Raw genomic sequence first — 21,030 nt, 5'->3', positions numbered from 1 at the left:
GCCCTTATTGCTGTTCGACGAGCGCGCGGGCTTCGCCGACATGGCCGCGATACGCTTCGAAAATCTTGCGCAGCGCTTCGTCGAAGGTCGACTTGGGCGCCCAGCCGAGTTCCTGCATCGTGTTGTCGATTTTCGGCACGCGGTTCTGCACGTCCTGGTAGCCGGCGCCGTAGTACGCGCCCGACGACGTTTCGATCAGTTGCACCTGTCTGGCCGTGTCCGCGTATTCGGGGAATTCGGCGGCGAGCGTCAGCATCTTGTGCGCGAGTTCGCGCACCGAGAAATTGTTGATCGGGTTGCCGATGTTGTAGATCTTGCCGGTGGCGACGCCGTCCTTGTTCTCGATGATCTTCATCAGCGCGCCGATGCCGTCGTCGATATCCGTGAACGCGCGCTTTTGCGCACCGCCGTCGACGAGGCTGATGTTCTCGCCGCGCACGATGTGTCCGAGGAACTGCGTGACCACGCGCGAGCTGCCTTCCTTCGGCGTGTAGATCGAGTCGAGGCCCGGGCCGATCCAGTTGAACGGACGGAACAGCGTGAAGTTCAGGCCTTCCATGCCGTAACCCCAGATCACGCGGTCCATCAACTGCTTCGAGCACGCGTAGATCCAGCGCGGCTTGTTGATCGGGCCGTACGACAGTTGCGATTCTTCCGGATCGAACTGCTCGTCCGTGCACATGCCATAGACCTCGGAGGTCGACGGAAACACGAGGTGCTTGCCGTACTTGACGGCCGAACGCACGATCGGCAGGTTCGCCTCGAAGTCCAGCTCGAACACGCGCAACGGCTGCTTCACGTAGGTGGCGGGCGTGGCGATCGCGACCAGCGGCAGGATCACATCGCACTTCTTGATGTGATACTCGACCCACTCCTTGTTGATCGTGATGTCGCCTTCGAAGAAGTGCATCCGCTCGTGATTGATGAGGTCGCCCAGACGTTCGGTCTGCATGTCCATCCCGAAGACTTCCCAATCGGTCGTTTCGAGAATGCGTTTGGACAGGTGATGGCCGATGAAGCCGTTCACACCCAGAATCAGGACTTTTTTCATGAAGGTCGGGGAGTTTGGATGAGCTGGGCGAATGCCGCCGGGCTGACGACAGTTTCGCCGCCGTCGTGCTGGTGCCGCAATTCGTGGATGATGATCGAGCGGCCGTCGCCGCAGATCGCAAAAAAGGCATTATCGCTTACGTGCAGGCCCGGCGGCAAATCCGGACGGAGCGCGCCGGGCGCGGCCAGCCGTGCGCGGGCGACGATGAAGCGGTGTCCGTCGAGATCGGTGAACGCGCCGGGATAGGGCGGCGCGACCGCGCGAATCAGGTTGTAGACCTGCTGCGCGGGCTGGCTCCAGTCGATTCGGCCGTCTTCCGGTTTGCGTCCGCCGTGATAGCTGCCGTGCGCGAGGTCGTTCGGCAAATGCGGCGCTTCGCCCGCCAGCAGTGCCGGCAGCACGCGCCACAGGGTTTGCTCGGCGGCGACCGTGACCTTGTCGAACACCTGCGCGGCGGTGTCGTCGGGCAGGATCGGCACCGGCGTCTGCGCGATGATCGCGCCCGCGTCGGGCTTGGCGGCCATTTCGTGCAGCGTCGCGCCGGTTTCGGTCTCGCCGTGGATCACCGCCCAGTTGGTCGGCACGCGGCCGCGGTATTTCGGCAGCAGCGAGCCATGCATGTTGTAAGCGCCCCGTGCGGCGAGCGCGAGCAGGTCGACCGGCAACATGTGGCGGTAATAGAACGAAAAGATGAAGTCCGGGCGCGCGGCGCTGAGCGCGGCGCGCAACTCCGCGCTCTTCGGATCGGCCGGCGTAATGACCGGAATGCCGTGCTCGGCCGCGACCGAGGCCACGCTGCCGAACCAGATGTTTTCGCTCGGGTTGTCTTCGTGGGTGACGACCAGCGCCACGTCCACACCGCGCGCGAGCAGCACCTGCAGGCAGCGCACGCCGACGTTGTGATAGGCGAATACGACGGCGCGCGGGTTCATGGCGTCGGCCCCTGATCGATCAGCGGCGCGGCTTGCACCGCCTGCACGACGGCCTGGCGCGGCACTTCGGCGACGGCCGCGCCGTCGCGCTGCTCAAGTATGGTTTGCACCAGATAGCGCGGCCGCGCGCGTACCTGCTGGTAGATCCGGCCGATGTACTCGCCGAGCAGGCCGAGCGCGAAGATGATCACGCCGAGCAGGAAGAAGGTGATAGCGAACAGCGTGAACACACCTTGCACTTCCGCGCCGATGATGAAGCGGCGAATCAGCAGCAGCACGAACAGCGCGGCGGAGCCAAGCGACAGGATCACGCCGATGAACGACAGCCATTGCAGCGGCACCACCGAGAAGCCGGTGACGAGGTCGAAATTCAAGCGGATCAGCGAGTACAGCGAATACTTCGATTCGCCGGCAAAGCGCTCTTCGTGCGCGACTTCGATTTCGACCGGATTCTGCGCGAACGTGTACGCGAGCGCCGGAATGAAGGTGTTGATTTCGCCGCAGCGATTGATCGTGTCGATGATGTGCCGGCTGTACGCGCGCAGCATGCAGCCCTGGTCGGTCATCTTGATGCGGGTGATGCGCTCGCGCAACCGGTTCATCGCGCGCGACGCCTTGCGGCGCCACAGGCTGTCCTGGCGTTGCAGACGGATCGTGCCGACGTAATCGAAGCCTTCGCGCATCTTCGACACCAGCTTGCCGATTTCCTCCGGCGGGTTCTGCAGGTCGGCGTCGAGCGTGATGACGATCTCGCCGCGCGACTGTTCGAAGCCCGCAAGAATCGCCATGTGCTGGCCGTAATTGCCGTTCAGCAGAATCACGCGGGTGGTGTCGGGCCGCGCGCGGAATTGCTCGGCGAGCAGGGCGGCGGATTTGTCGCGGCTGCCGTCGTTGATGAAGATCACTTCGTAACGGGTGCCGAGCGCGTCGAGCGCCGGATAGAGGCGCGCGAACAGCGCGGCCAGCCCCGCTTCCTCGTTGTACACCGGGATGATGATCGACACTTCCGGTGCGGCGGCGCGATGTTCCGAATAAATCATTTCCGCTTATTTTCCGTATTGTTCGCAAATTTCATTGACCGCGCGGCAGACGCGCGCCACGTCGCTTTCGTTCATCAACGTGAAGAGCGGCAGCGTGACGGTGCTCGCGCCGAAGCGCTCCGCATGCGGGAACATGCCTTCCTTGAAGCCGAGTGCACGATACAGCGTGAACAGATGGATCGCCGGGTAATGCATGCCCGACCCGATGCCGCGTTCCTTCAGTTGCGCCATGAAGCCGGCGCGGTCCAGCGAGAGTTTTTCCAGCGGCAGCGTGATCTGGAACATGTGCCAGTTGCTGTTGCCGAAGTCGGCAAACGGCAGGCCGACGCCCAGTTTCACCGCCGCGCCGCCTTCGAAGCCCGCGAAATACGCACGCACGAGTTTTTTGCGCTGTTCGAGAAAGCGCTCGAGATGCGGCAGCTGGCCGAGGCCGACGCGCGCGGCGACGTCCGTCAGATTGTATTTGCCGCCGAGCACGTCGCAGTCCATGCCGTCGAAGCCCGTGCGGGTGATGCCTTGCAGCCGGTATTTCTGGGCCAGCACGGCTTCCTCCTCGTTGTTCAGCACCAGCGCGCCGCCTTCGATCGAGGTCAGGTTCTTGTTCGCGTGGAAGCTGAACGACACGATGTCGCCGAGCTTGCCGATGCGCTCGCCGTTCCACGTCGAACCGAAGGCCTGCGCGGCATCTTCGATGACGCGCAGCTTGTGCGCGCGGGCGATCGCGTAGAGGCGGTCCATGTCGACCGGCAGGCCGGACAGAAACACCGGCAGCAGTGCCTTCGTGCGCGGGGTGATGGCTTTTTCGAGCAGGCCGAGGTCGATGTTGCGCGTCACCGGATCGATGTCGACGAACACCGGCGTAGCACCGGTTTCGAGGATCACGTTGCTGGTCGAGACCCAGGAGGCGGGCGTCGTGATGACTTCGTCTCCCGCGCCCACGCCGGCAATGCGCAGCCCGATCTCCAGCGTCGCCGTGCCGGAGTTGAACGTGCGCACCGGACGGCCGCCGCAGAACTCGGACAGCGCCGCCTCGAACTTCTGGTTCTGTGGACCGGTGGTGATCCAGCCGGAGCGCAGCACGTCGGCGACGCCCTGAATCGTTTCTTCATCGATTTCAGGTTTGACAAACGGCAAAAACGGGACTGTTGACTGGCTCATGAATGCTTCGCTCGATTGAAAGGGGCGCTACCCGAAGGGCGCGAAGTAAACCACAAACTACGCGCAAACCCAAGGCGGCGGCGAAAAATGCGCAACCGCACAGCATACTGCGATCAACCTTAGGTCATGCTTGGTCCGTCCGCAGGCTGCGCTGACGGTATCTTGCTCAGGCCGGCCCGCGCCAGTCCGGCGCGGACGATAAACGGCAAAAAACGTTTTCGCCAGCACGCAGCGGCGGCGTTCGCGTCTAGCTGCGCGCGACGATGACTACGCCGAGCAGGATGATGCCGATCCCGACCAGCTTCTGCACCGACAACACTTCGCCGAACAGGTACCACGCCGCGAACGCGTTTACCACATAGCCGAGCGACAGCATCGGATAGGCGATCGACACGTCCACTCGCGACAGCCCTACCACCCAGACCACCAGGCTCACCACATAGCACGCGAGCCCCGCGATGAGCGGCGGCTGGGTTGCGAGCCGCCAGCCGATGGGCAGGATGTTCGCACGGGTGAATTCGAAGTGTCCAACGGCATTCGTGCCGGCTTTGAGCAGCAACTGCGCGGCGGCGTTCAATGTCACGCCGGCGAGGATGCAAAAGAGGGAAATCGGGTTCATCGAACGATTGAATCCTGAGATGGGGTCATTGTTGTGGTTTTTCCACGGCCGCCGGCGCGTCGGCCGCCGCGAGCGGTTTCATCACCACCACGCGGCGCGAATCGCGCGCGATCACCTGCATCGGCAGGCCTTCCTTGACGAGGCGCTCGTAGGTCGGCGGCGGGATCAGCGCGAGCGCGTAGCGCTCTGCCTTCCAGCGTTCGATCCATGCGTCGATGGACGGCACCCACTTCTGCGGTTCGACGGACACGCCGAACGCCAGTTCGTCGGGATGCTCGACCATGATCATCGTGTGGTCGATATAGAACGGCAGGGTGTGGTCGAGCACGCCGACCGAATAGAACGGCGTATCCGCGGGCAGCTTCGCGAGCTGGGCCTTGATCGCGGGGGCGAGCGGCGCGCCGGAGCTAAGGCGGCCGAACACGTCGTGACCGGTGCCGGCGATCGTCCCGAGCAGGAGCCACGCCGCGCCGAAGCAGGCGATCGCACCGAGGCTGCCGGCCCGGCTGCGGCGGTTCAGCCACAGCGCGCCGAGCGTGAGCGCGAACGCGACGCCGAGCGCGCCGAGCACCCAGCCACGGTACTCGGCGTACAGCTCGGCCGGGTTGCGCGCGCTGCCCAGACGCGTCATGAACAGCGCGGCAAACGCGGCGACGACGAGAAACAGCGCGTAGCCCGCCAGATGCCGGCGCCACTGGTCGCGCGTGACGAGCGGCAGATACATGCCGATCAGGAGCGCGATCGGTGGGGCGATCGGCAGCGTATAGGAGAGCAGCTTCGAATGCGAGGCGCTGAAGAACAGGAAGATGAAAGCGATCCACACGAGCATCAGCGTGACCGGCGCGAAGCCGTTCGGCTGGCGCGGCGTGCGCCAGGCGTGGCGCACGCTTTGCAGCGTCACCGACAGCCACGGCAGAAAGCCCACCAGCAGCACCGGCACGAAGTAGTAGAACGCGCCGGGGCGGTTCTGCTCGGGCGTCAGATAGCGCTTGAACTGCTGGACGATGAAGAAGAAGTTCAGGAATTCCGGATTGCGCTGCTGCACCAGCACGAACCACGGCGTGACGATGACGAAGAATACGATCAGGCCGCCGATCACATGCAGGCGTTTCCACAATGCCCAGTCGCGCGCGATCAGCGTGTAGAGCACCAGCACGGCGCCCGGCAGGATCACGCCGACGAGCCCCTTGGACAACACCGCCAGCGCCATCGACGCCCAGCACACCCACATCCAGCCGCGCACCCACGAGCTCGGCAGGTTGGGACGTTGCGCGAGCATCAGCGCACAGAGCGTCAGCGCCATCCAGAACGACAGGCCCATGTCGAGCGTGTTGAAGTGGCCCATCAGATTCCAGTACGGCGAGCACGCCAGCACGATCGCGGCGAATACGCCGGTCGCCGCGTTGAACACGCGCGCGCCGGTGAAGCCGATCAGCAGCACGCCGGCGAAGCCCGTCAGCGCGGTGTACAGGCGCGCCTGCCACTCGCCGATGCCGAACCAGGCGAACGTGAGCGCGTTCGCCCAGGTTTGCAGCGGCGGCTTCTCGAAGTACTTGTAGCCGTTGTAGCGCGGCGTGATCCAGTCGCCGGTGACGAACATCTCGCGCGCCATTTCGGCATAGCGGCCTTCGTCGCTCGGCAGCAGATGGCGCCAGCCGAGCGGCACGAACCAGATCACGGCGAGAGCCAGCACCAGCAGCAGGATCGTGGTGCGGTTGAGCGGTAGCCTCGACGGCGTATCGTTCATGAATTTCAACCTTTATGGCGACGCCGCGTGGGCGGCGACGCGATGTTATCTGGAAACGGCGAACGGTCGTTCGCGGGGCGGCCATTCGCGGAGCACTGCGTGCGGAGCTGCGGCGTCGCGCCCGCCGCAGTCGGCTTCGGCGGTGGGCGCGCGGGCGTCGGCTGCCGGGTCCGACGCGGTAAGATGCTACGCATGACCAGGCGCGATTTGCCGGCACCACACCGATGGCGCGCAGTGTACGTGATCGGCCGTGATGCGGCGAGAGCGCAAGGGCGGCGCGGCACCCCTGGGAAGCGGGGCTGGACGACGCCACGGCTATGCCGCGCCCGTACCGCCGCGCAACCCCGCTCCGGTGCTACGCCTCGATCAGCAACGCGGCGGCAACTTTGCGGCCCTCGGCCATCAGAATGTTGTAGGTGCGGCAGGCGGCCTTGAAGTCCATCGTTTCGACGCCGATGCGCTTCGCGGTGAGCGCGGCCGTCAGGCGCGGGTGCGGAAAGCGCAGCCGCTCGCCGCTGCCGAATATGACCACTTCGGGTGCGGCATCGATCAGCATCGCAAAGTGCTCGGCGCTCAGCTGGTCGAAAGAAGAGACGGGCCAGGGGATGACGGGCGCCTCCGGCAGCACGAGGAGGCTGCCCGAATGGCGGACCGCATTGATTTCGACATAGTCGGCGCCATAGCCGGTGACGGTGTTGAGGGCGCCGCTGGAATCCTGATGTAATTTCAAATTGGTTTTCCGAAGTCGTCGTGAGACATCATGCGTGTTGGCGGCCTGGTGGGACGGAGCCAGCAGGGCGGTTCCACGCGATTGGACACAAGGGGCCAAAAAGAAGAAGGGGCCGAAAAGGCTTGCCGATGCGGTTGGTGCATTGCGGAAGTCGGCCAAAATCCGCTAAATTATAACTTTTTAGCCGCCTTGCGGCGCCCCCTCGCTCATGTGCCGCCATAAGCCGCGCTGAGCTCGCTGGCGCGGCCCACCGGCTACCTGCCCCTGGTTTTGCCCGCTATCGCCGGTTTTCTTTCCGTTTTTGGCTGTTTTGCCCGCTTTTCGTCCGATTTTTGTTCGTTTCGCGGCTGTGCCGGCGCAATCTGCCCTAGGCGCGACCAGCGGGCGCAGGTGAAACCGCAGTCGAACACCGCAAAACGGCACGCAGGTGTGCTCAAGAAAGCACGCCGGCTGTGGCGCGCAACGGCGGCTCGACAGAGCGGCCGGATCCGCGTTCGGCGGCCGTCGCCGACCTGCGCGTTCCATATTCCCCGTACGGCGAACTTGCCCGGCCTGGTCTTTTTAGCCCGTGTCTGTCCGCCAAGCTTATCAACCAGGATGAAGTGCCCGCCGTGAAACCGATTCTCAAATCCAACAAGTTGCTGAATGTTTGCTATGACATTCGCGGGCCCGTCCTCGAACACGCGAAGCGGCTCGAAGAAGAGGGCCACCGCATCATCAAGCTGAACATTGGCAATCTCGCGCCGTTCGGCTTCGAAGCGCCCGACGAAATCATTCAGGACATGATTCTGAATCTGCCGGGCTCGTCCGGCTATTCGGACTCCAAGGGTGTGTTCGCCGCGCGCAAGGCGATCATGCATTACACGCAGCAAAAGGGCGTGCACGGCGTCGAGCTGGATGACATCTACATCGGCAACGGCGCGTCCGAGCTGATCGTGATGGCACTGCAGGGCCTGCTGAACGACGGCGACGAAGTGCTGCTGCCCGCGCCCGACTACCCGCTGTGGACGGCTGGCGTGAGCCTCGCGGGCGGCACGCCGGTGCACTATATCTGCGACGAGTCGAACCGCTGGATGCCCGACCTCGACGACATCCGCGCGAAAATCACGCCGAACACGCGCGCGCTCGTCGTCATCAACCCGAACAACCCGACCGGTGCGCTGTACTCGGACGAACTGCTGCTCGGTCTCATCGAAATCGCCCGCCAGCACGGCCTCGTGATCTTCGCCGACGAGGTCTACGACAAGATCGTCTACGACGGCAAGACGCACACGTCGATGGCCGCGCTTTCCGAAGACGTGCTCACGGTCACGTTCAACAGCCTGTCGAAGAGCTACCGCTCGTGCGGCTACCGCGCCGGCTGGATGTTCATCTCGGGCCTGACCGGCGAGAACCGCCGCCACGGCAAGGATTATTTCGAGGGTCTCGGCATCCTCGCGTCGATGCGGCTGTGCCCGAACGTGCCCGGCCAGTACGCGATCCAGACCGCGCTCGGCGGCTATCAGAGCATCAACGACCTGATCGTGCCGAGCGGGCGTCTGTACAAGCAGCGTGAACTCGCGTATGACATGCTGACGGCTATCCCCGGCGTGAGCTGCGTGAAGCCCGAAGCGGCGCTGTACATGTTCCCGCGCCTCGATCCGAAGGTGTATCCGATCAAGGACGACCAGCAGTTCATCCTCGATCTGCTGCTCGAAGAGCGCGTGCTGCTCGTGCAGGGCACCGGATTCAACTGGAAGACGCCGGATCACTTCCGCGTCGTGTTCCTGCCGAACGTGGACGACCTCGCGGATTCGATCAACCGGATCGCGCGTTTCCTCGACGGCTACCGCAAACGTCACACGGCCTAACGCACAATGGGGCGCACGGCGCGGCAAGCACTGCTCCGCGCGCCACCGAGACTCGTCTCTTTTTAATCACCTACTCGAAAACACACGCTGCATGGAACCGATCAAAGTTGGACTGCTGGGCTTCGGCACGGTAGGCAGCGGCACCTTTACGGTACTGCGTCGCAATCAGGAAGAAATCAAACGCCGCGCGGGGCGCGGCATCGAGATTGCGCGCATCGCCGTGCGCAATCCCGCCAAGGCGACGGCGGCGCTCGGCACGCAAGCCGGCACCGTGGCGCTGACCGATGACTTCAACGCGGTGGTCGACGATCCGTCGATCGATATCGTGGCCGAAATGATCGGCGGCACCGGCGTGGCGCGTGAGCTCGTGCTGCGCGCGATCAAGAACGGCAAGCACGTGGTCACCGCCAACAAGGCGCTGCTCGCGGTGCACGGCACCGAAATTTTCGAAGCGGCGCGCGCCAACGGCGTGATGGTGTCGTTCGAAGCGGCGGTGGCGGGCGGCATTCCGATCATCAAGGCGCTGCGCGAAGGGCTGACGGCCAATCGCATCCAGTACATCGCGGGCATCATCAACGGCACCACGAACTACATCCTTTCGGAGATGCGCGACCGCGGGCTCGACTTCGCGACCGCGCTGAAGGCCGCGCAGGAACTGGGTTATGCCGAAGCCGATCCGACCTTCGACATCGAAGGCGTGGACGCCGCCCACAAGGCAACGATCATGAGCGCGATCGCGTTCGGCGTGCCGGTGCAGTTCGACCGCGCGTACGTCGAAGGCATCAGCAAGCTCGCCGCGATCGACATCAAGTACGCCGAGGAACTCGGCTACCGCATCAAGCTGCTGGGCATCGCGCGCCGCGCCGCGAAGGGCATCGAACTGCGCGTGCACCCCACGCTGATTCCGGAAAAGCGCCTGCTCGCGAACGTGGAAGGCGCGATGAACGCGGTCGTCGTGCATGGCGACGCGGTCGGCACGACGCTGTATTACGGCAAGGGTGCGGGCGCGGAGCCGACGGCCTCGGCCGTGGTGGCCGATCTGGTCGACGTGACGCGCCTGCATACGGCTGACCCGGAGCATCGCGTGCCGCATCTCGCGTTCCAGCCGGACAGCCTGTCGAACACGCCGATCCTGCCGATCGACGAAGTGACGAGCGGCTACTACCTGCGTCTGCGGGTGGCGGACGTGACCGGCGTGCTGGCCGACATCACGCGCATTCTGGCCGACACCGGCATCTCGATCGACGCGCTGCTGCAAAAGGAATCGGAGCAGGTCGACGCGAACGGCAAGGGCGAAACCGACATCATCCTGATCACGCACGAAACGGTCGAAAAGCATGTCAACGCCGCGATCAAAACGATCGAAGCGCTGAAGACCGTCGTCTCGCAAGTCACGAAGCTGCGCATGGAAGCGCTGAACTAGGCCCACTATGAACTACCTCTCCACGCGCGGCGCCGGAGCCGGCGAGCGCCACACCTTTTCGGACATCCTGCTGGGCGGTCTCGCGAAAGACGGCGGCCTGTACCTGCCGGCCGAATACCCGCGCGTCAGCGCCGACGAACTGACGCGCTGGCGCACGCTGCCTTACGCGGACCTCGCCTTCGAGATCCTGTCGAAATTCAGCGACGACATTCCCGCCGAAGATCTGCGCGCGCTCACGCGCAAGACCTACACGGCCGCGACGTACTGCAACGTGCGCGACGACGAGAGCGCCGCGCAGATCACGCCGCTCAAAACTCTGGGCGTCGAGAACGGCGCGCCGCTGTCGCTGCTGGAACTGTCGAACGGTCCGACGCTCGCGTTCAAGGACATGGCGATGCAGCTGATCGGCAACCTGTTCGAGTACGCGCTGGCCAAGCACGGCGAGACGCTGAACATTCTCGGCGCGACCTCGGGCGACACCGGCAGCGCCGCCGAATACGCGATGCGCGGCAAGAAGGGCATTCGCGTGTTCATGCTGTCGCCGCACAAGAAGATGAGCGCGTTCCAGACCGCGCAGATGTACAGCCTGCAAGACCCGAACATCTTCAATATCGCCGTTGAAGGCGTGTTCGACGACGCGCAGGACATCGTCAAGGCGGTGTCGAACGATCACGAGTTCAAGGCGAAGTACAAGATCGGCACGGTCAATTCGATCAACTGGGCGCGTGTCGTCGCGCAGGTCGTCTATTACTTCAAGGGCTACTTCGCGGCGACGAAGTCGAACGACGAGCGCGTGTCGTTCACGGTGCCGTCGGGCAATTTCGGCAATGTGTGCGCGGGTCACATCGCGCGCATGATGGGTCTGCCGATCGAGAAGCTGGTTGTCGCAACCAACGAAAACGACGTGCTCGACGAGTTCTTCCGCACCGGCATCTATCGCGTGCGCAAGGCGGCCGAGACGTATCACACGAGCAGCCCGAGCATGGACATTTCGAAGGCGTCGAACTTCGAGCGCTTCGTGTTCGATCTGCTGGGCCGCGATCCGGCTCGCGTGCTGCAACTATTCCGCGACGTCGAGGAGAAGGGCGGTTTCGACCTCGCGGCGAGCGGCGATTTCGTGCGCGTGAACGAGTTCGGTTTCGTGTCGGGCCGCAGCAGCCACGATTCCCGCGTGGAGACGATCCGCGACGTGTTCGAGCGTTACGACACGATGATCGACACGCACACGGCCGACGGTCTGAAAGTGGCGCGCGAGCATTTGCAGCCGGGCATTCCGATGATCGTGCTGGAGACCGCGCAACCGATCAAGTTCGGCGAGACGATCCGTGAAGCGCTGCTGCGCGAACCGGAGCGGCCGGCTGCGTTCTCGGGGCTCGAATCGTTGCCGCAGCGCTTCGAAGTGCTGCCGGCCGATGTGCGGCGCGTGAAGGACTTCGTCGTGGCGAACACGGGCGAGTAACCCGGGTGGTTGTCGCGCTGCGTGCGTCCGGGGGGCTCGCGCAGCGCACACGCCGCACCGCACAGCGCCGCATCGCACCAAGCCGAACCCGCGCCTCACGCCCGGCCGCCCAGGCCGACGGCATCGACCGCTACAATGTTCTTTTAATCTGCGGCTTCGACACCAGAGATGTCCACACCAACGCCCCGCGCTGCCATGCTCGCCACCGCCGAAGCGTTGGCGACCCTGCTTGGCGCCGCGCGCCCGATCGACGGCACTGAATCCATTCCCACGCTCGAGGCGCTGAACCGCGTGCTGTCGGCCGACGTCACGTCGCCGCTCGACGTGCCGCCGATGAACACCAGCGCGATGGACGGCTACGCGATCCGTGCCGCGGACCTCGCACGCGAGGGCGCGAGCCGCCTGCCGGTGTCGCAACGCATTCCCGCGGGCCACGCGCCCACGCCATTGCAGCCCGGCACCGCGGCGCGCATCTTCACCGGCGCGACGGTGCCGCCCGGCGCGGACGCGGTCGTGATGCAGGAGCAAACCGAAGCCGCCGGCGATCAGGTCACAATTCTCCACACCCCGCAAGCCGGCGAATGGATCACGGCGCAGGGCGCGGACATCCGCAGCGGCTCGGTCATTCTGCCGGCCGGCACGCGGCTCTCGCCGCAGGCGCTGGGGCTGGCGGCGTCGGTCGGCTGCGCGCAGCTCGAGGTGCGGCGGCGCGTCAAGGTCGCCGTGTTTTTCACCGGTGATGAGCTGACCATGCCGGGCGAGCCGCTCGAGCCCGGTGCGATCTACAACTCGAATCGCTTCACCCTGCGAGGTCTGCTGGCGAAGCTCGGCTGCGAGATAACCGACTATGGCATCGTCGCCGACAAGCTCGACGCGACCCGCGCGACGCTGCGCGAGGCCGCCGAGGCTCACGATCTGATCCTGACCTGCGGCGGCGTCTCGGTGGGCGAGGAAGATCATGTGAAGCCGGCTGTGGAGGCGGAAGGGCGTCTGTCGATGTGGCAGATCGCAATGAAGCCGGGTAAGCCGCTCGCCTTCGGCGCGGTGCGCCGTGCCGCATCGCGCGCGAGTGCGGGGGCATCGGCACCGGCGTCGGCGGAAACCTTCTTCATCGGCCTGCCGGGCAATCCGGTGTCCAGCTTCGCCACCTTCCTGCTGTTCGTGCGTCCGTTCGTGCTAAGCCTTGCCGGTGCGCGAACCGTGGCGCCGCGTGCGCTGTCGCTGCGCGCGGACTTCACGCAGAGCAAGGCCGACCGCCGCAACGAATTCCTGCGTGCGCGGATCAACGAAACCGGTGGCCTCGATCTGTTTCCGAATCAGAGCTCGGCCGTGCTGACTTCGACGGTCTGGGGCGACGGCCTGATCGACAATCCGCCAAATCACGCGATCAGCGCTGGCGAGAGCGTGCGCTTCATTCCCTTTTCCGAATTGCTGAACTGAGGCCGACCATGCATCGCAGACCGGTGACATTCCGATGAAAATTGAACTCCGCTATTTTGCGAGCGTGCGCGAAGCGCTCAACCTGGCCGACGAAACCGTCGATCTGCCCGACGGCATCGCGACCGTCGGCGACGTGCGCGCCTGGCTGCGCGTGCGCGGCGGCATCTGGGCCGAGACGCTCGCCGAAGGCCGCGCGCTGCGCATGGCCTGCAACCATGTGATGACGGGCGCTGGCACCCGCGTCACGGACGGCTGCGAAGTCGCTTTCTTCCCGCCCGTTACCGGCGGCTAGGCGAGACGCCGCTCACCTGTCCTCAACCCGCCCAGGAGCCGCCGATGCCCGTTCGCGTCCAGACCGAAGACTTCGACCTCAGCGCCGAGGTGGCCGCGTTGCGCGCGCGCAATCCGAAGGTCGGCGCGGTTGCGTGTTTCGTCGGCACCGTACGTGATCTGAACGACGGCAGCACGGTCGAGACCATGGAGCTCGAACATTACCCCGGCATGACGGAGAAGTCGCTGGAGGCGATCGTCGTGAATGCGCGCGAGCGCTGGCCGGGCATCGAGGTGCTGATCGTGCATCGGGTCGGCAAGCTATATCCGCTCGACCAGATCGTGCTGGTGGCGACGACGGCCGCGCATCGCGGCGACGCGTTCGCGTCGTGTGAATTCGTGATGGATTATCTGAAGACCCAGGCGCCGTTCTGGAAGAAAGAGAGGACGGGGAGTGGCGAGCGCTGGGTAGACGCTCGCGTCGCCGACGACGCCGCGCTGGCGCGGTGGGGTATCGACTCGGGGAATCAATCGCAGGAGTAGCCGCGCCGGAGCACGGATGGGCTGGGTGAGCCACGGTCCCAGCACGCGCTCAATGTGCACCGGGTGTGCCGAGCACACACGACGCCCCTTGTCATTTACTCGTCGCGCGGTTGACCGATAATCCGCGTTGGAAACGGCTCGCCCGCCGGACGTGCGGCATGGGCGGCGTCGTCATGCGGAGGACGCTTCGGCGCCACGCGTTCGAGCAGCGCCTGCTGTTCCGCCGGAATCTTGTAATCCCAACCGAAGCGGCTCAACTGCAGGCTCTGCGCGATACGCAGCGCCGGTTCCATGAAGCGCACTGCCGCAGCCGGCTGATAGCGGGACTCGACCGTATCCAGAAACAGATACAGCCAGCGGCTGAAGTGCTGCGGTTCGACCCCGTCAAGCGGCTGATGCGCCTGCTGCACGTTGCCGCGGTACTGCTTCGCACCCAGCACGAGACTGCCCCAGAACGTACACATCTTCGGCAGATGATCGTCCCAACGGCCTGCCAGCGTGGCGTCGAACACGGGACCGAGCAGCGGATCGGCGCGCACGCGATCGTAAAAGCCGTACACGAGTTCGCGGATGTTCGCTTCGGTCGGCTCGGCGGCGCGCTCGACCGCGGGCGCGGCGGGAAAAGACGGATTCATGCTGATTCCAGAAAAAGGCGGCTGCAGATGGTGGCGCGTCACACGGGCGCCACGGGCGACCAGGCGTGGCGTGAAACCGTTCGCGAAGAAAGGAAGAGGGCGGCGAATACCCTGCTTTTCTTACGAATGACCGAGGCGGGAAACGTTACCATTACTACCGGCACATCAACGCCGCCTGTCGAGGCAAAATCACCAAACATGCTTATTGCCTGCATCTTAGGGTGAAGCGGCGGCCACCGGCAACCCTTGCATCGACGCGGTTATCTCCAGGATCGCGGCTTGCGCCCTTCGTGACCTGTCCTATGCGACTGACCGATTATACGGATTACTCACTACGCGTCCTGCTGTACCTCGCCGTCCAGGGGAATGCGTTGTCGACGATTCAGGATATTTCGCAAGCCTACGGGATATCCCGCAACCATCTGATGAAGGTCGTGCAGCAACTCGCGGAACGCGGCTGGGTCGAGACCGTGCGAGGGCGCAACGGCGGTCTGCGGTTTGTCGAACATATCCGTGATTTGACCGTCGGCGAGGTGGTGCGCGCGACCGAAAGTGACTTCGCGTTGGTCGCCTGCATGCCCGACCAGCGTGGCGAGCACCGGCCCTGTGTGATTTCGCCGCAATGCCGTCTGCGCGCGGCGCTTCAGGCGGCGCGCGATGCTTTTCTCGCCGAGCTCGACCGGCATACGATCGGCGAAATCACGCAGCCGCAAGGCGCACTGGCCGCGCTGCTCGGCATGAACGGTGCGATCCCGATCTTACCGGTCGCGTCGGCGCCGATGCCGGCGTCAGCGCCGGCCGACGGCGGTGCGTAGGCGGCCTCAAACGGGGCGCGGACAGTTGTTTCGCTCAAATGTTAAATAGTTGCCGCTGGACGCGAAAAAGTGCTTGAAACCTGAATAAAACGCCTCATTTTGGTGGTAATCGAAATTGGAGGTCTCTTGATGAGAATCGACAAACTCACCACTAAATTCCAGGAAGCGCTCGCGGATGCGCAGAGTCTGGCCGTCGGCCATGACAATCAATACATCGAACCGGTTCATGTGCTCTCGGCGCTCGTCGCCCAGCAGGACGGCTCGGCGCGCTCGCTGCTCTCGCGTGCCGGCGTGCACGTGCAGGCGCTGCAAACGGCGCTCGGCGACGCGATGACGCGTCTGCCGCAGGTGCAGGGCACCGACGGCAACGTGCAGATCGGCCGCGAACTGACCGGCTTGCTGAATCAGGCGGACAAGGAAGCGCAGAAGCTCAACGACACGTTCATCGCGAGCGAGATGTTCCTGCTCGCGATCGCGGACGACAAAGGTGAAGCAGGCCGCCTCGCGCGTCAGCATGGCCTGTCGCGCAAGTCGCTGGAAAGTGCAATCGCGGCGGTGCGCGGCGGCTCGCAGGTGCATAGCCAGGACGCCGAAAGCCAGCGTGAAGCACTGAAGAAATACACGGTCGACCTGACCGAGCGCGCGCGGGCCGGCAAGCTCGACCCGGTGATCGGCCGCGACGACGAAATCCGTCGCTCGATCCAGATCCTGCAACGCCGTACCAAGAACAATCCGGTGCTGATCGGCGAACCGGGCGTGGGTAAGACCGCGATCGTCGAAGGGCTCGCGCAGCGCATCGTCAACGGCGAAGTGCCGGAGACGCTCAAGGGCAAGCGCGTGCTGTCGCTCGACATGGCAGCGTTGCTGGCCGGCGCGAAGTATCGCGGCGAGTTCGAAGAGCGGCTGAAGGCCGTGCTCAGCGACATCGCGAAAGACGAAGGCCAGACCATCGTCTTCATCGACGAAATCCACACGATGGTCGGCGCGGGCAAGGCCGAAGGCGCAATGGACGCGGGCAACATGCTCAAGCCGGCGCTCTCGCGCGGCGAACTGCATTGCGTCGGCGCCACCACGCTCGACGAATACCGCAAGTACATCGAGAAGGATGCCGCGCTCGAACGCCGCTTCCAGAAGGTGCTGGTCGACGAGCCGTCGGTGGAGGCGACCATCGCGATCCTGCGTGGCTTGCAGGAGAAGTACGAACTGCATCATGGCGTCGACATCACCGACCCGGCGATCGTCGCGGCAGCGGAACTGTCGCATCGCTACATCACGGATCGTTTCTTGCCGGACAAGGCGATCGATCTGATCGACGAAGCCGCGTCGAAGATCAAGATGGAAATCGACTCCAAGCCGGAAGAGATGGACCGGCTCGACCGTCGTTTGATCCAGTTGAAGATCGAACGCGAAGCCGTGAAGAAGGAGAAGGACGAAGCGTCGCAAAAACGTCTTCAATTGATCGAAGAAGAAATCGAGCGTTTGAATCGCGAATACTCGGACCTCGACGAAATCTGGACCGCGGAAAAAGCCGCGGTGCAGGGCAGTGCGCAACTGAAGGAAGAGATCGAGAAAACGCGTGCGGAAATCACGCGTCTGCAGCGCGAAGGCAAGCTCGAGAAAGTCGCCGAGTTGCAGTACGGCAAGCTGCCGGGGCTCGAAGCGCAACTGAAGGAAGTGACGCGGGCCGAGGCGGAAGAGCAGAACAGCCCGCAGCGTCGGCGGCTGTTGCGCACGCAGGTCGGCGCGGAAGAAATCGCGGAAGTCGTGTCGCGTTCCACCGGCATTCCAGTCTCGCGCATGATGCAGGGCGAGCGCGAAAAGCTGCTGCAGATCGAGGCAAAACTGCACGACCGCGTGGTCGGCCAGGACGAGGCGATCAATGCGGTGGCCGATGCGATCCGCCGCTCGCGCGCGGGTCTGTCAGACCCGAATCGTCCGTATGGTTCGTTCCTGTTCCTCGGGCCGACCGGTGTGGGCAAGACCGAACTGTGCAAGGCGCTGGCTTCGTTCCTGTTCGATTCCGAAGATCATCTGATCCGGATCGACATGAGCGAATTCATGGAGAAGCACAGCGTCGCGCGTTTGATCGGCGCGCCGCCGGGCTACGTCGGTTACGAAGAAGGCGGTTATCTGACCGAAGCCGTGCGCCGCAAGCCGTATAGCGTCATCCTGCTCGACGAAATCGAGAAGGCGCATCCGGACGTGTTCAACGTGCTGCTGCAAGTGCTCGACGACGGCCGCATGACCGATGGCCAGGGCCGCACCGTGGACTTCAAGAACACGGTGATCGTGATGACCTCGAACCTCGGTTCGCAGGTGATCCAGGCGATGGTCGGCGAGCCGCAGGAAGCGGTCAAGGACGCCGTGTGGGAAGAGGTGAAGCTGCACTTCCGGCCCGAGTTCCTGAACCGGATCGACGACGTCGTGGTGTTCCATGCGCTCGACCGCTCGAACATCCAGTCGATCGCACGTATCCAGCTCCAGCGTCTGCATGAGCGGCTTGCCAAACTCGACATGCAGCTCGTGGTGTCCGACGAGGCGCTCGAACACGTCGGCAAGGTTGGCTACGATCCGTTGTTCGGCGCGCGGCCGTTAAAGCGTGCGATCCAGCAGGAGATCGAGAACCCGGTTGCCAAGCTGATTCTGGCTGGCAAGTTCGGTCCGAAGGATGTGATTCCGGTCGAACTGGAAGACGGCAAACTGGTGTTCGAGCGCGTCGTGCATTAAGCGGTGAAGCGCGGTTGCGGCGGTGATCGAGCCGCACCGCCAGTATGCAAAAGCGGCAACGAAGGTGACTTCGTTGCCGCTTTTTTTTGTCTGATCGACGAGCCGCTCAGGCGAGGCTGCCCGCCTGTGCGGGCGTGATTTTATGCGTTCTTGTTGCCGAACAGCGCCGACAGCCCGCCGAGCGCGCCGAGCACCGTGGTCGCATTGAGCTTGCCCTCGGCCGGCACTTCGCCTTCGGGTGTTGCCGCATTGACGACGTGCGGCAGGATTTGCGAGAGCAGGCCCGAGACCTGATCCGGTTCCACGCCGGCTTTCGCCGCGAGGTTGGTCACGGTGTCCGAGCCGAGCACGCTGTGCAGCGCATCGGGGGCGATCGGCTGATTCTCGCCGTTGCTGACCCACGACGACACGACGTCGCCGAGACCTTTTTCCTTGAAGCGTTCGATCAGCCCATTCAGGCCGCCCGGCTGGTTATTGACGAATTCGAGTGCGGCTGCGATCAGCGCTTGCTGGCCACCGCCGCCTTCGGGGGATTTGCCAAGCAGGGAACCGATAGTGTCGAGTAGGCTCATGACGGTCTCTCTTGAATGCCGACACGTGCGTGACGGGTCAGCGGGTGAAAACGCCGCGCGGTTGCGCGGCGCAGTGGAAAAGATGGGCGGTCGGCAGCGGGACGGTTTCGGTGCGCGCATGACACAGGGATCATGCGGATCATGCGCGTACCGGGGAGCCCTCGCGATGCCGGCGCCTACCTCTTTGCGCGTCGTTATGTTACGCGCCAGAGGCCGCCGCGGCCGAGGCGGCCTTGCTCTTCTTTGCCTTCTTCTTCGAGGCCTTGGGGCCGGACGCGTCGGCCGGCGCGGTGGCCGCAGGTGCGGCGGCCGGTGCGGAAGCCGCTGCTGCTTCGGATGCCGCGGCCTTGCTCTTTTTCTTCGACTTCGATGCCTTCGCGCCCGACGCTTCCGCGGGAGCCGCCGGCGCTGCGGTGGTGGCCGGTGCTGGGGTGGTCGCTACGGGTGCTGCTGCCGGTGCCGCCTTGGTGCTGCTGGTCGACTTCGTCGCGGGCTTGGCGCCGGTCGGCGGCGCGCCCGAGCCGTTGATCGTCAGGCCGGCCGCTTCGAGGTTGGTGACGGATTTGGCGCCAATGCCCTTGACGCGGCTGGCGAGATCGTCGGCGTCCTTGAACGGGCCATTTTTGGTGCGTTCGTCGATGATCGCCTTGGCGTGAACGGGGCCGATACCCTTGACCGATTCGAGCGCCGCCTGATCGGCGGAATTCACTTCGACGGCCGCCGCCAATCCGGCCGACAGCGACAAAACCACAGCAACGCAAAGCATTAAAAGCTTCTTCAGCATGGCAAGCACTCCATTGAAGGCAAACAAGTTAGCCGGGAACGGACGACGCATCCTGTCAGCAGGCGCTGCGTTTAAGCATAGAACAAATCGCGCGCCCTTATTTGTGAACGCCGCCGATTTATACCTATCGATTCATGACAAGTAAATCAGGCCGCACAATATTTAAACCTTTTGCTTGGCCATTAGGCTGTGGCGAGTTTATCCATTCAATGCCGTCCGCCATAAAAAAATCACACCGCAGACAAATGACAGCGGCGCGCGCTTGACTTAGAGTGCACTCGAAGTCCTAACCTGAGTCCGTCATGTCGAAAATCTCAACCGCACTGACCATCGGTCAGGTCGCCGAAACGATCGGCGTCTCGACGCATACGCTGCGCTATTACGAACAGGCCGGGCTGATCCGCGAGGTCGGGCGCACGCAGGCGGGGCATCGCCTGTATTCGCCGGCCGATCTCGACTGGCTGCGCTTCGTGATGCGCTTGAAGGCGACCGGCATGCCGATCGCCGGCATGCAGGCATTCGCGGCGCTGCGCGCACAAGGCCAGCCGACGATGGGCGCGCGCCGCGACCAGCTGGTGGCGCACCGGGATGCGGTTTTGGGGCGGATAGCCGAACTGCAGAGCAACCTGGGCGCGATCGTCGACAAGATCGCGTACTACGAGGCAGCTGCGCGCAACGGCGGCGCGGATGAGCCGACACGACAGGGCGATGCAGCCGCATCGCTTTCACATTCGGACAAGGACTCAACATGGACTACGCACAAAACGACCGCTACACCCGGGGCTGGGACAAGCTGAAGGAGATCGACGGCTGGGCCGGCGAACAGGTGATCGCCGCGCTCGCGCCGATCGCGCCGGAGTTCGGGCGGCTGCTGATCGAATTTGGTTTCGGCGATATTTACAGCCGCCCGCAGCTCGATCTGCGGGCGCGTGAAATTGCGACGATTGCGTCGCTCGCGACGCTCGGATGTGCGCAACCACAACTTAAAGTGCATATCGAGGCGGCGTTGAATGTCGGGTGTACACGCGAAGAGATCGTCGAGGTGTTCATGCAGATGGCCCTCTACGCGGGTTTCCCGGCGGCGCTGAATGCGCTGTTCGCCGCGCGTGAGGTTTTCGAGCGCCACGATCGGGTGGACGTGGCGGGGCTGCGGGAGGTGACCGAGGCAGTGGGAGGAGTGGAGTAACCGATATGACGGGCGGTGGGACTAGCGGTGCCTGGCGGCCCGCTTTTCC

The 21,030-nt window shown here is 64.1% G+C and carries 20 protein-coding genes; 10 read left to right on the top strand and 10 right to left on the bottom strand.

Annotated elements, in window-relative coordinates; all coding sequences use genetic code 11:
- Nucleotides 1-4: 4 nt before the first annotated feature.
- The 7 genes from HV770_RS01300 to HV770_RS01270 all read right to left on the bottom strand — a co-directional run bounded on the left by HV770_RS01300 (nt 5) and on the right by HV770_RS01270 (nt 7,277).
- A complete protein-coding gene (locus HV770_RS01300; RefSeq protein ID WP_175157739.1) occupies nt 5-1,051 on the bottom strand; it encodes a bifunctional UDP-4-keto-pentose/UDP-xylose synthase in 1,047 nt (348 codons plus the stop codon).
- A complete protein-coding gene (locus HV770_RS01295) occupies nt 1,048-1,983 on the bottom strand; it encodes a formyltransferase (protein ID WP_175157738.1) in 936 nt (311 codons plus the stop codon). Before HV770_RS01295 ends, HV770_RS01300 begins: the two co-directional genes overlap by 4 nt.
- On the bottom strand, nt 1,980-3,023 hold the full coding sequence (locus HV770_RS01290) for a glycosyltransferase (protein WP_175157737.1): 1,044 nt from the start codon (nt 3,021-3,023) through the stop codon (nt 1,980-1,982). The genes HV770_RS01295 and HV770_RS01290 overlap by 4 nt, the downstream gene beginning before the upstream one ends.
- 6 nt (nt 3,024-3,029) lie before the next feature.
- Nucleotides 3,030-4,181, bottom strand: a complete 1,152-nt coding sequence (locus tag HV770_RS01285; RefSeq protein WP_175157736.1) for a DegT/DnrJ/EryC1/StrS family aminotransferase — start codon at nt 4,179-4,181, stop codon at nt 3,030-3,032.
- Nucleotides 4,182-4,428: 247 nt separating this feature from the next.
- Entirely contained in the window at nt 4,429-4,800 is a 372-nt protein-coding gene (locus HV770_RS01280) for an SMR family transporter (RefSeq protein ID WP_168665191.1), read from the bottom strand.
- Between the two features lie 25 nt (nt 4,801-4,825).
- Entirely contained in the window at nt 4,826-6,547 is a 1,722-nt protein-coding gene (locus HV770_RS01275) for an ArnT family glycosyltransferase (protein WP_175157735.1), read from the bottom strand.
- A 355-nt stretch (nt 6,548-6,902) separates the two neighbouring features.
- Nucleotides 6,903-7,277: an Mth938-like domain-containing protein gene (locus tag HV770_RS01270; RefSeq protein ID WP_175158015.1), complete on the bottom strand. Its 375-nt coding sequence runs from the start codon at nt 7,275-7,277 to the stop codon at nt 6,903-6,905.
- A gap of 602 nt (nt 7,278-7,879) precedes the next feature.
- Between HV770_RS01270 and HV770_RS01265 the strand changes: the two genes are divergently transcribed.
- From HV770_RS01265 to moaE, 6 genes are all read left to right on the top strand, one after another.
- Nucleotides 7,880-9,127: a pyridoxal phosphate-dependent aminotransferase gene (locus HV770_RS01265; protein ID WP_281366189.1), complete on the top strand. Its 1,248-nt coding sequence runs from the start codon at nt 7,880-7,882 to the stop codon at nt 9,125-9,127.
- Nucleotides 9,128-9,218: 91 nt separating this feature from the next.
- Complete coding sequence (locus HV770_RS01260; RefSeq protein ID WP_121318409.1) at nt 9,219-10,550, top strand: homoserine dehydrogenase; 1,332 nt, start codon at nt 9,219-9,221, stop codon at nt 10,548-10,550.
- 7 nt (nt 10,551-10,557) lie between these two features.
- A complete protein-coding gene (gene thrC, locus HV770_RS01255) occupies nt 10,558-12,009 on the top strand; it encodes a threonine synthase (protein ID WP_175157733.1) in 1,452 nt (483 codons plus the stop codon).
- A 195-nt stretch (nt 12,010-12,204) separates the two neighbouring features.
- Entirely contained in the window at nt 12,205-13,449 is a 1,245-nt protein-coding gene (locus HV770_RS01250; protein ID WP_175158014.1) for a molybdopterin molybdotransferase MoeA, read from the top strand.
- 34 nt (nt 13,450-13,483) lie between these two features.
- The gene (moaD, locus tag HV770_RS01245; RefSeq protein ID WP_175157732.1) at nt 13,484-13,741 is read left to right on the top strand and encodes a molybdopterin converting factor subunit 1; all 258 of its coding nucleotides are present in this window, start codon (nt 13,484-13,486) and stop codon (nt 13,739-13,741) included.
- Nucleotides 13,742-13,785: 44 nt separating this feature from the next.
- Nucleotides 13,786-14,262 (top strand): molybdopterin synthase catalytic subunit MoaE, encoded by a 477-nt coding sequence (gene moaE, locus HV770_RS01240; RefSeq protein ID WP_175157731.1) that lies wholly within the window; start codon nt 13,786-13,788, stop codon nt 14,260-14,262.
- Nucleotides 14,263-14,357: 95 nt separating this feature from the next.
- On the opposite strand, the gene HV770_RS01235 is transcribed toward moaE, so the two are convergent.
- Nucleotides 14,358-14,897: a group III truncated hemoglobin gene (locus HV770_RS01235; protein WP_175157730.1), complete on the bottom strand. Its 540-nt coding sequence runs from the start codon at nt 14,895-14,897 to the stop codon at nt 14,358-14,360.
- 302 nt (nt 14,898-15,199) lie between these two features.
- Here HV770_RS01235 and HV770_RS01230 point away from each other — a divergent pair, with 302 nt between their 5' ends.
- Both HV770_RS01230 and clpB read left to right on the top strand, forming a co-directional pair.
- Nucleotides 15,200-15,712, top strand: coding sequence for an Rrf2 family transcriptional regulator (locus tag HV770_RS01230; protein ID WP_175157729.1), 513 nt, complete (start codon nt 15,200-15,202; stop codon nt 15,710-15,712).
- A 129-nt stretch (nt 15,713-15,841) separates the two neighbouring features.
- Nucleotides 15,842-18,439, top strand: coding sequence for an ATP-dependent chaperone ClpB (gene clpB, locus HV770_RS01225; RefSeq protein WP_175157728.1), 2,598 nt, complete (start codon nt 15,842-15,844; stop codon nt 18,437-18,439).
- 140 nt (nt 18,440-18,579) lie between these two features.
- Here clpB and HV770_RS01220 read toward each other — a convergent pair whose 3' ends face one another.
- The gene (locus HV770_RS01220; protein ID WP_425497349.1) at nt 18,580-19,131 is read right to left on the bottom strand and encodes a YidB family protein; all 552 of its coding nucleotides are present in this window, start codon (nt 19,129-19,131) and stop codon (nt 18,580-18,582) included.
- A 79-nt stretch (nt 19,132-19,210) separates the two neighbouring features.
- On the bottom strand, nt 19,211-19,795 hold the full coding sequence (locus HV770_RS01215) for a ComEA family DNA-binding protein (RefSeq protein WP_175158013.1): 585 nt from the start codon (nt 19,793-19,795) through the stop codon (nt 19,211-19,213).
- 302 nt (nt 19,796-20,097) lie between these two features.
- Here HV770_RS01215 and HV770_RS01210 point away from each other — a divergent pair, with 302 nt between their 5' ends.
- Both HV770_RS01210 and HV770_RS01205 read left to right on the top strand, forming a co-directional pair.
- Complete coding sequence (locus HV770_RS01210) at nt 20,098-20,592, top strand: MerR family transcriptional regulator (RefSeq protein ID WP_175157726.1); 495 nt, start codon at nt 20,098-20,100, stop codon at nt 20,590-20,592.
- Nucleotides 20,544-20,981, top strand: coding sequence for a carboxymuconolactone decarboxylase family protein (locus tag HV770_RS01205; protein ID WP_175157725.1), 438 nt, complete (start codon nt 20,544-20,546; stop codon nt 20,979-20,981). Before HV770_RS01210 ends, HV770_RS01205 begins: the two co-directional genes overlap by 49 nt.
- Nucleotides 20,982-21,030 lie beyond the last annotated feature (49 nt).

Source organism: Paraburkholderia fynbosensis, from assembly GCF_902859935.1.
Taxonomy (GTDB): domain Bacteria; phylum Pseudomonadota; class Gammaproteobacteria; order Burkholderiales; family Burkholderiaceae; genus Paraburkholderia; species Paraburkholderia fynbosensis.
This window is presented reverse-complemented; position numbering and strand designations above follow the sequence as displayed.

Coding starts and splice junctions, on each gene's coding strand:
- HV770_RS01300 (WP_175157739.1), bottom strand. CDS start 1,051: ATGAAAAAAGTCCTGATTCTGGGTGTGAACGGCTTCATCGGCCATCAC.
- HV770_RS01295 (WP_175157738.1), bottom strand. CDS start 1,983: ATGAACCCGCGCGCCGTCGTATTCGCCTATCACAACGTCGGCGTGCGC.
- HV770_RS01290 (WP_175157737.1), bottom strand. CDS start 3,023: ATGATTTATTCGGAACATCGCGCCGCCGCACCGGAAGTGTCGATCATC.
- HV770_RS01285 (WP_175157736.1), bottom strand. CDS start 4,181: ATGAGCCAGTCAACAGTCCCGTTTTTGCCGTTTGTCAAACCTGAAATC.
- HV770_RS01280 (WP_168665191.1), bottom strand. CDS start 4,800: ATGAACCCGATTTCCCTCTTTTGCATCCTCGCCGGCGTGACATTGAAC.
- HV770_RS01275 (WP_175157735.1), bottom strand. CDS start 6,547: ATGAACGATACGCCGTCGAGGCTACCGCTCAACCGCACCACGATCCTG.
- HV770_RS01260 (WP_121318409.1), top strand. CDS start 9,219: ATGGAACCGATCAAAGTTGGACTGCTGGGCTTCGGCACGGTAGGCAGC.
- thrC (WP_175157733.1), top strand. CDS start 10,558: ATGAACTACCTCTCCACGCGCGGCGCCGGAGCCGGCGAGCGCCACACC.
- HV770_RS01250 (WP_175158014.1), top strand. CDS start 12,205: ATGCTCGCCACCGCCGAAGCGTTGGCGACCCTGCTTGGCGCCGCGCGC.
- moaD (WP_175157732.1), top strand. CDS start 13,484: ATGAAAATTGAACTCCGCTATTTTGCGAGCGTGCGCGAAGCGCTCAAC.
- moaE (WP_175157731.1), top strand. CDS start 13,786: ATGCCCGTTCGCGTCCAGACCGAAGACTTCGACCTCAGCGCCGAGGTG.
- HV770_RS01235 (WP_175157730.1), bottom strand. CDS start 14,897: ATGAATCCGTCTTTTCCCGCCGCGCCCGCGGTCGAGCGCGCCGCCGAG.
- HV770_RS01230 (WP_175157729.1), top strand. CDS start 15,200: ATGCGACTGACCGATTATACGGATTACTCACTACGCGTCCTGCTGTAC.
- clpB (WP_175157728.1), top strand. CDS start 15,842: ATGAGAATCGACAAACTCACCACTAAATTCCAGGAAGCGCTCGCGGAT.
- HV770_RS01220 (WP_425497349.1), bottom strand. CDS start 19,131: ATGCGCGCACCGAAACCGTCCCGCTGCCGACCGCCCATCTTTTCCACT.
- HV770_RS01215 (WP_175158013.1), bottom strand. CDS start 19,795: ATGCTGAAGAAGCTTTTAATGCTTTGCGTTGCTGTGGTTTTGTCGCTG.
- HV770_RS01210 (WP_175157726.1), top strand. CDS start 20,098: ATGTCGAAAATCTCAACCGCACTGACCATCGGTCAGGTCGCCGAAACG.
- HV770_RS01205 (WP_175157725.1), top strand. CDS start 20,544: ATGGACTACGCACAAAACGACCGCTACACCCGGGGCTGGGACAAGCTG.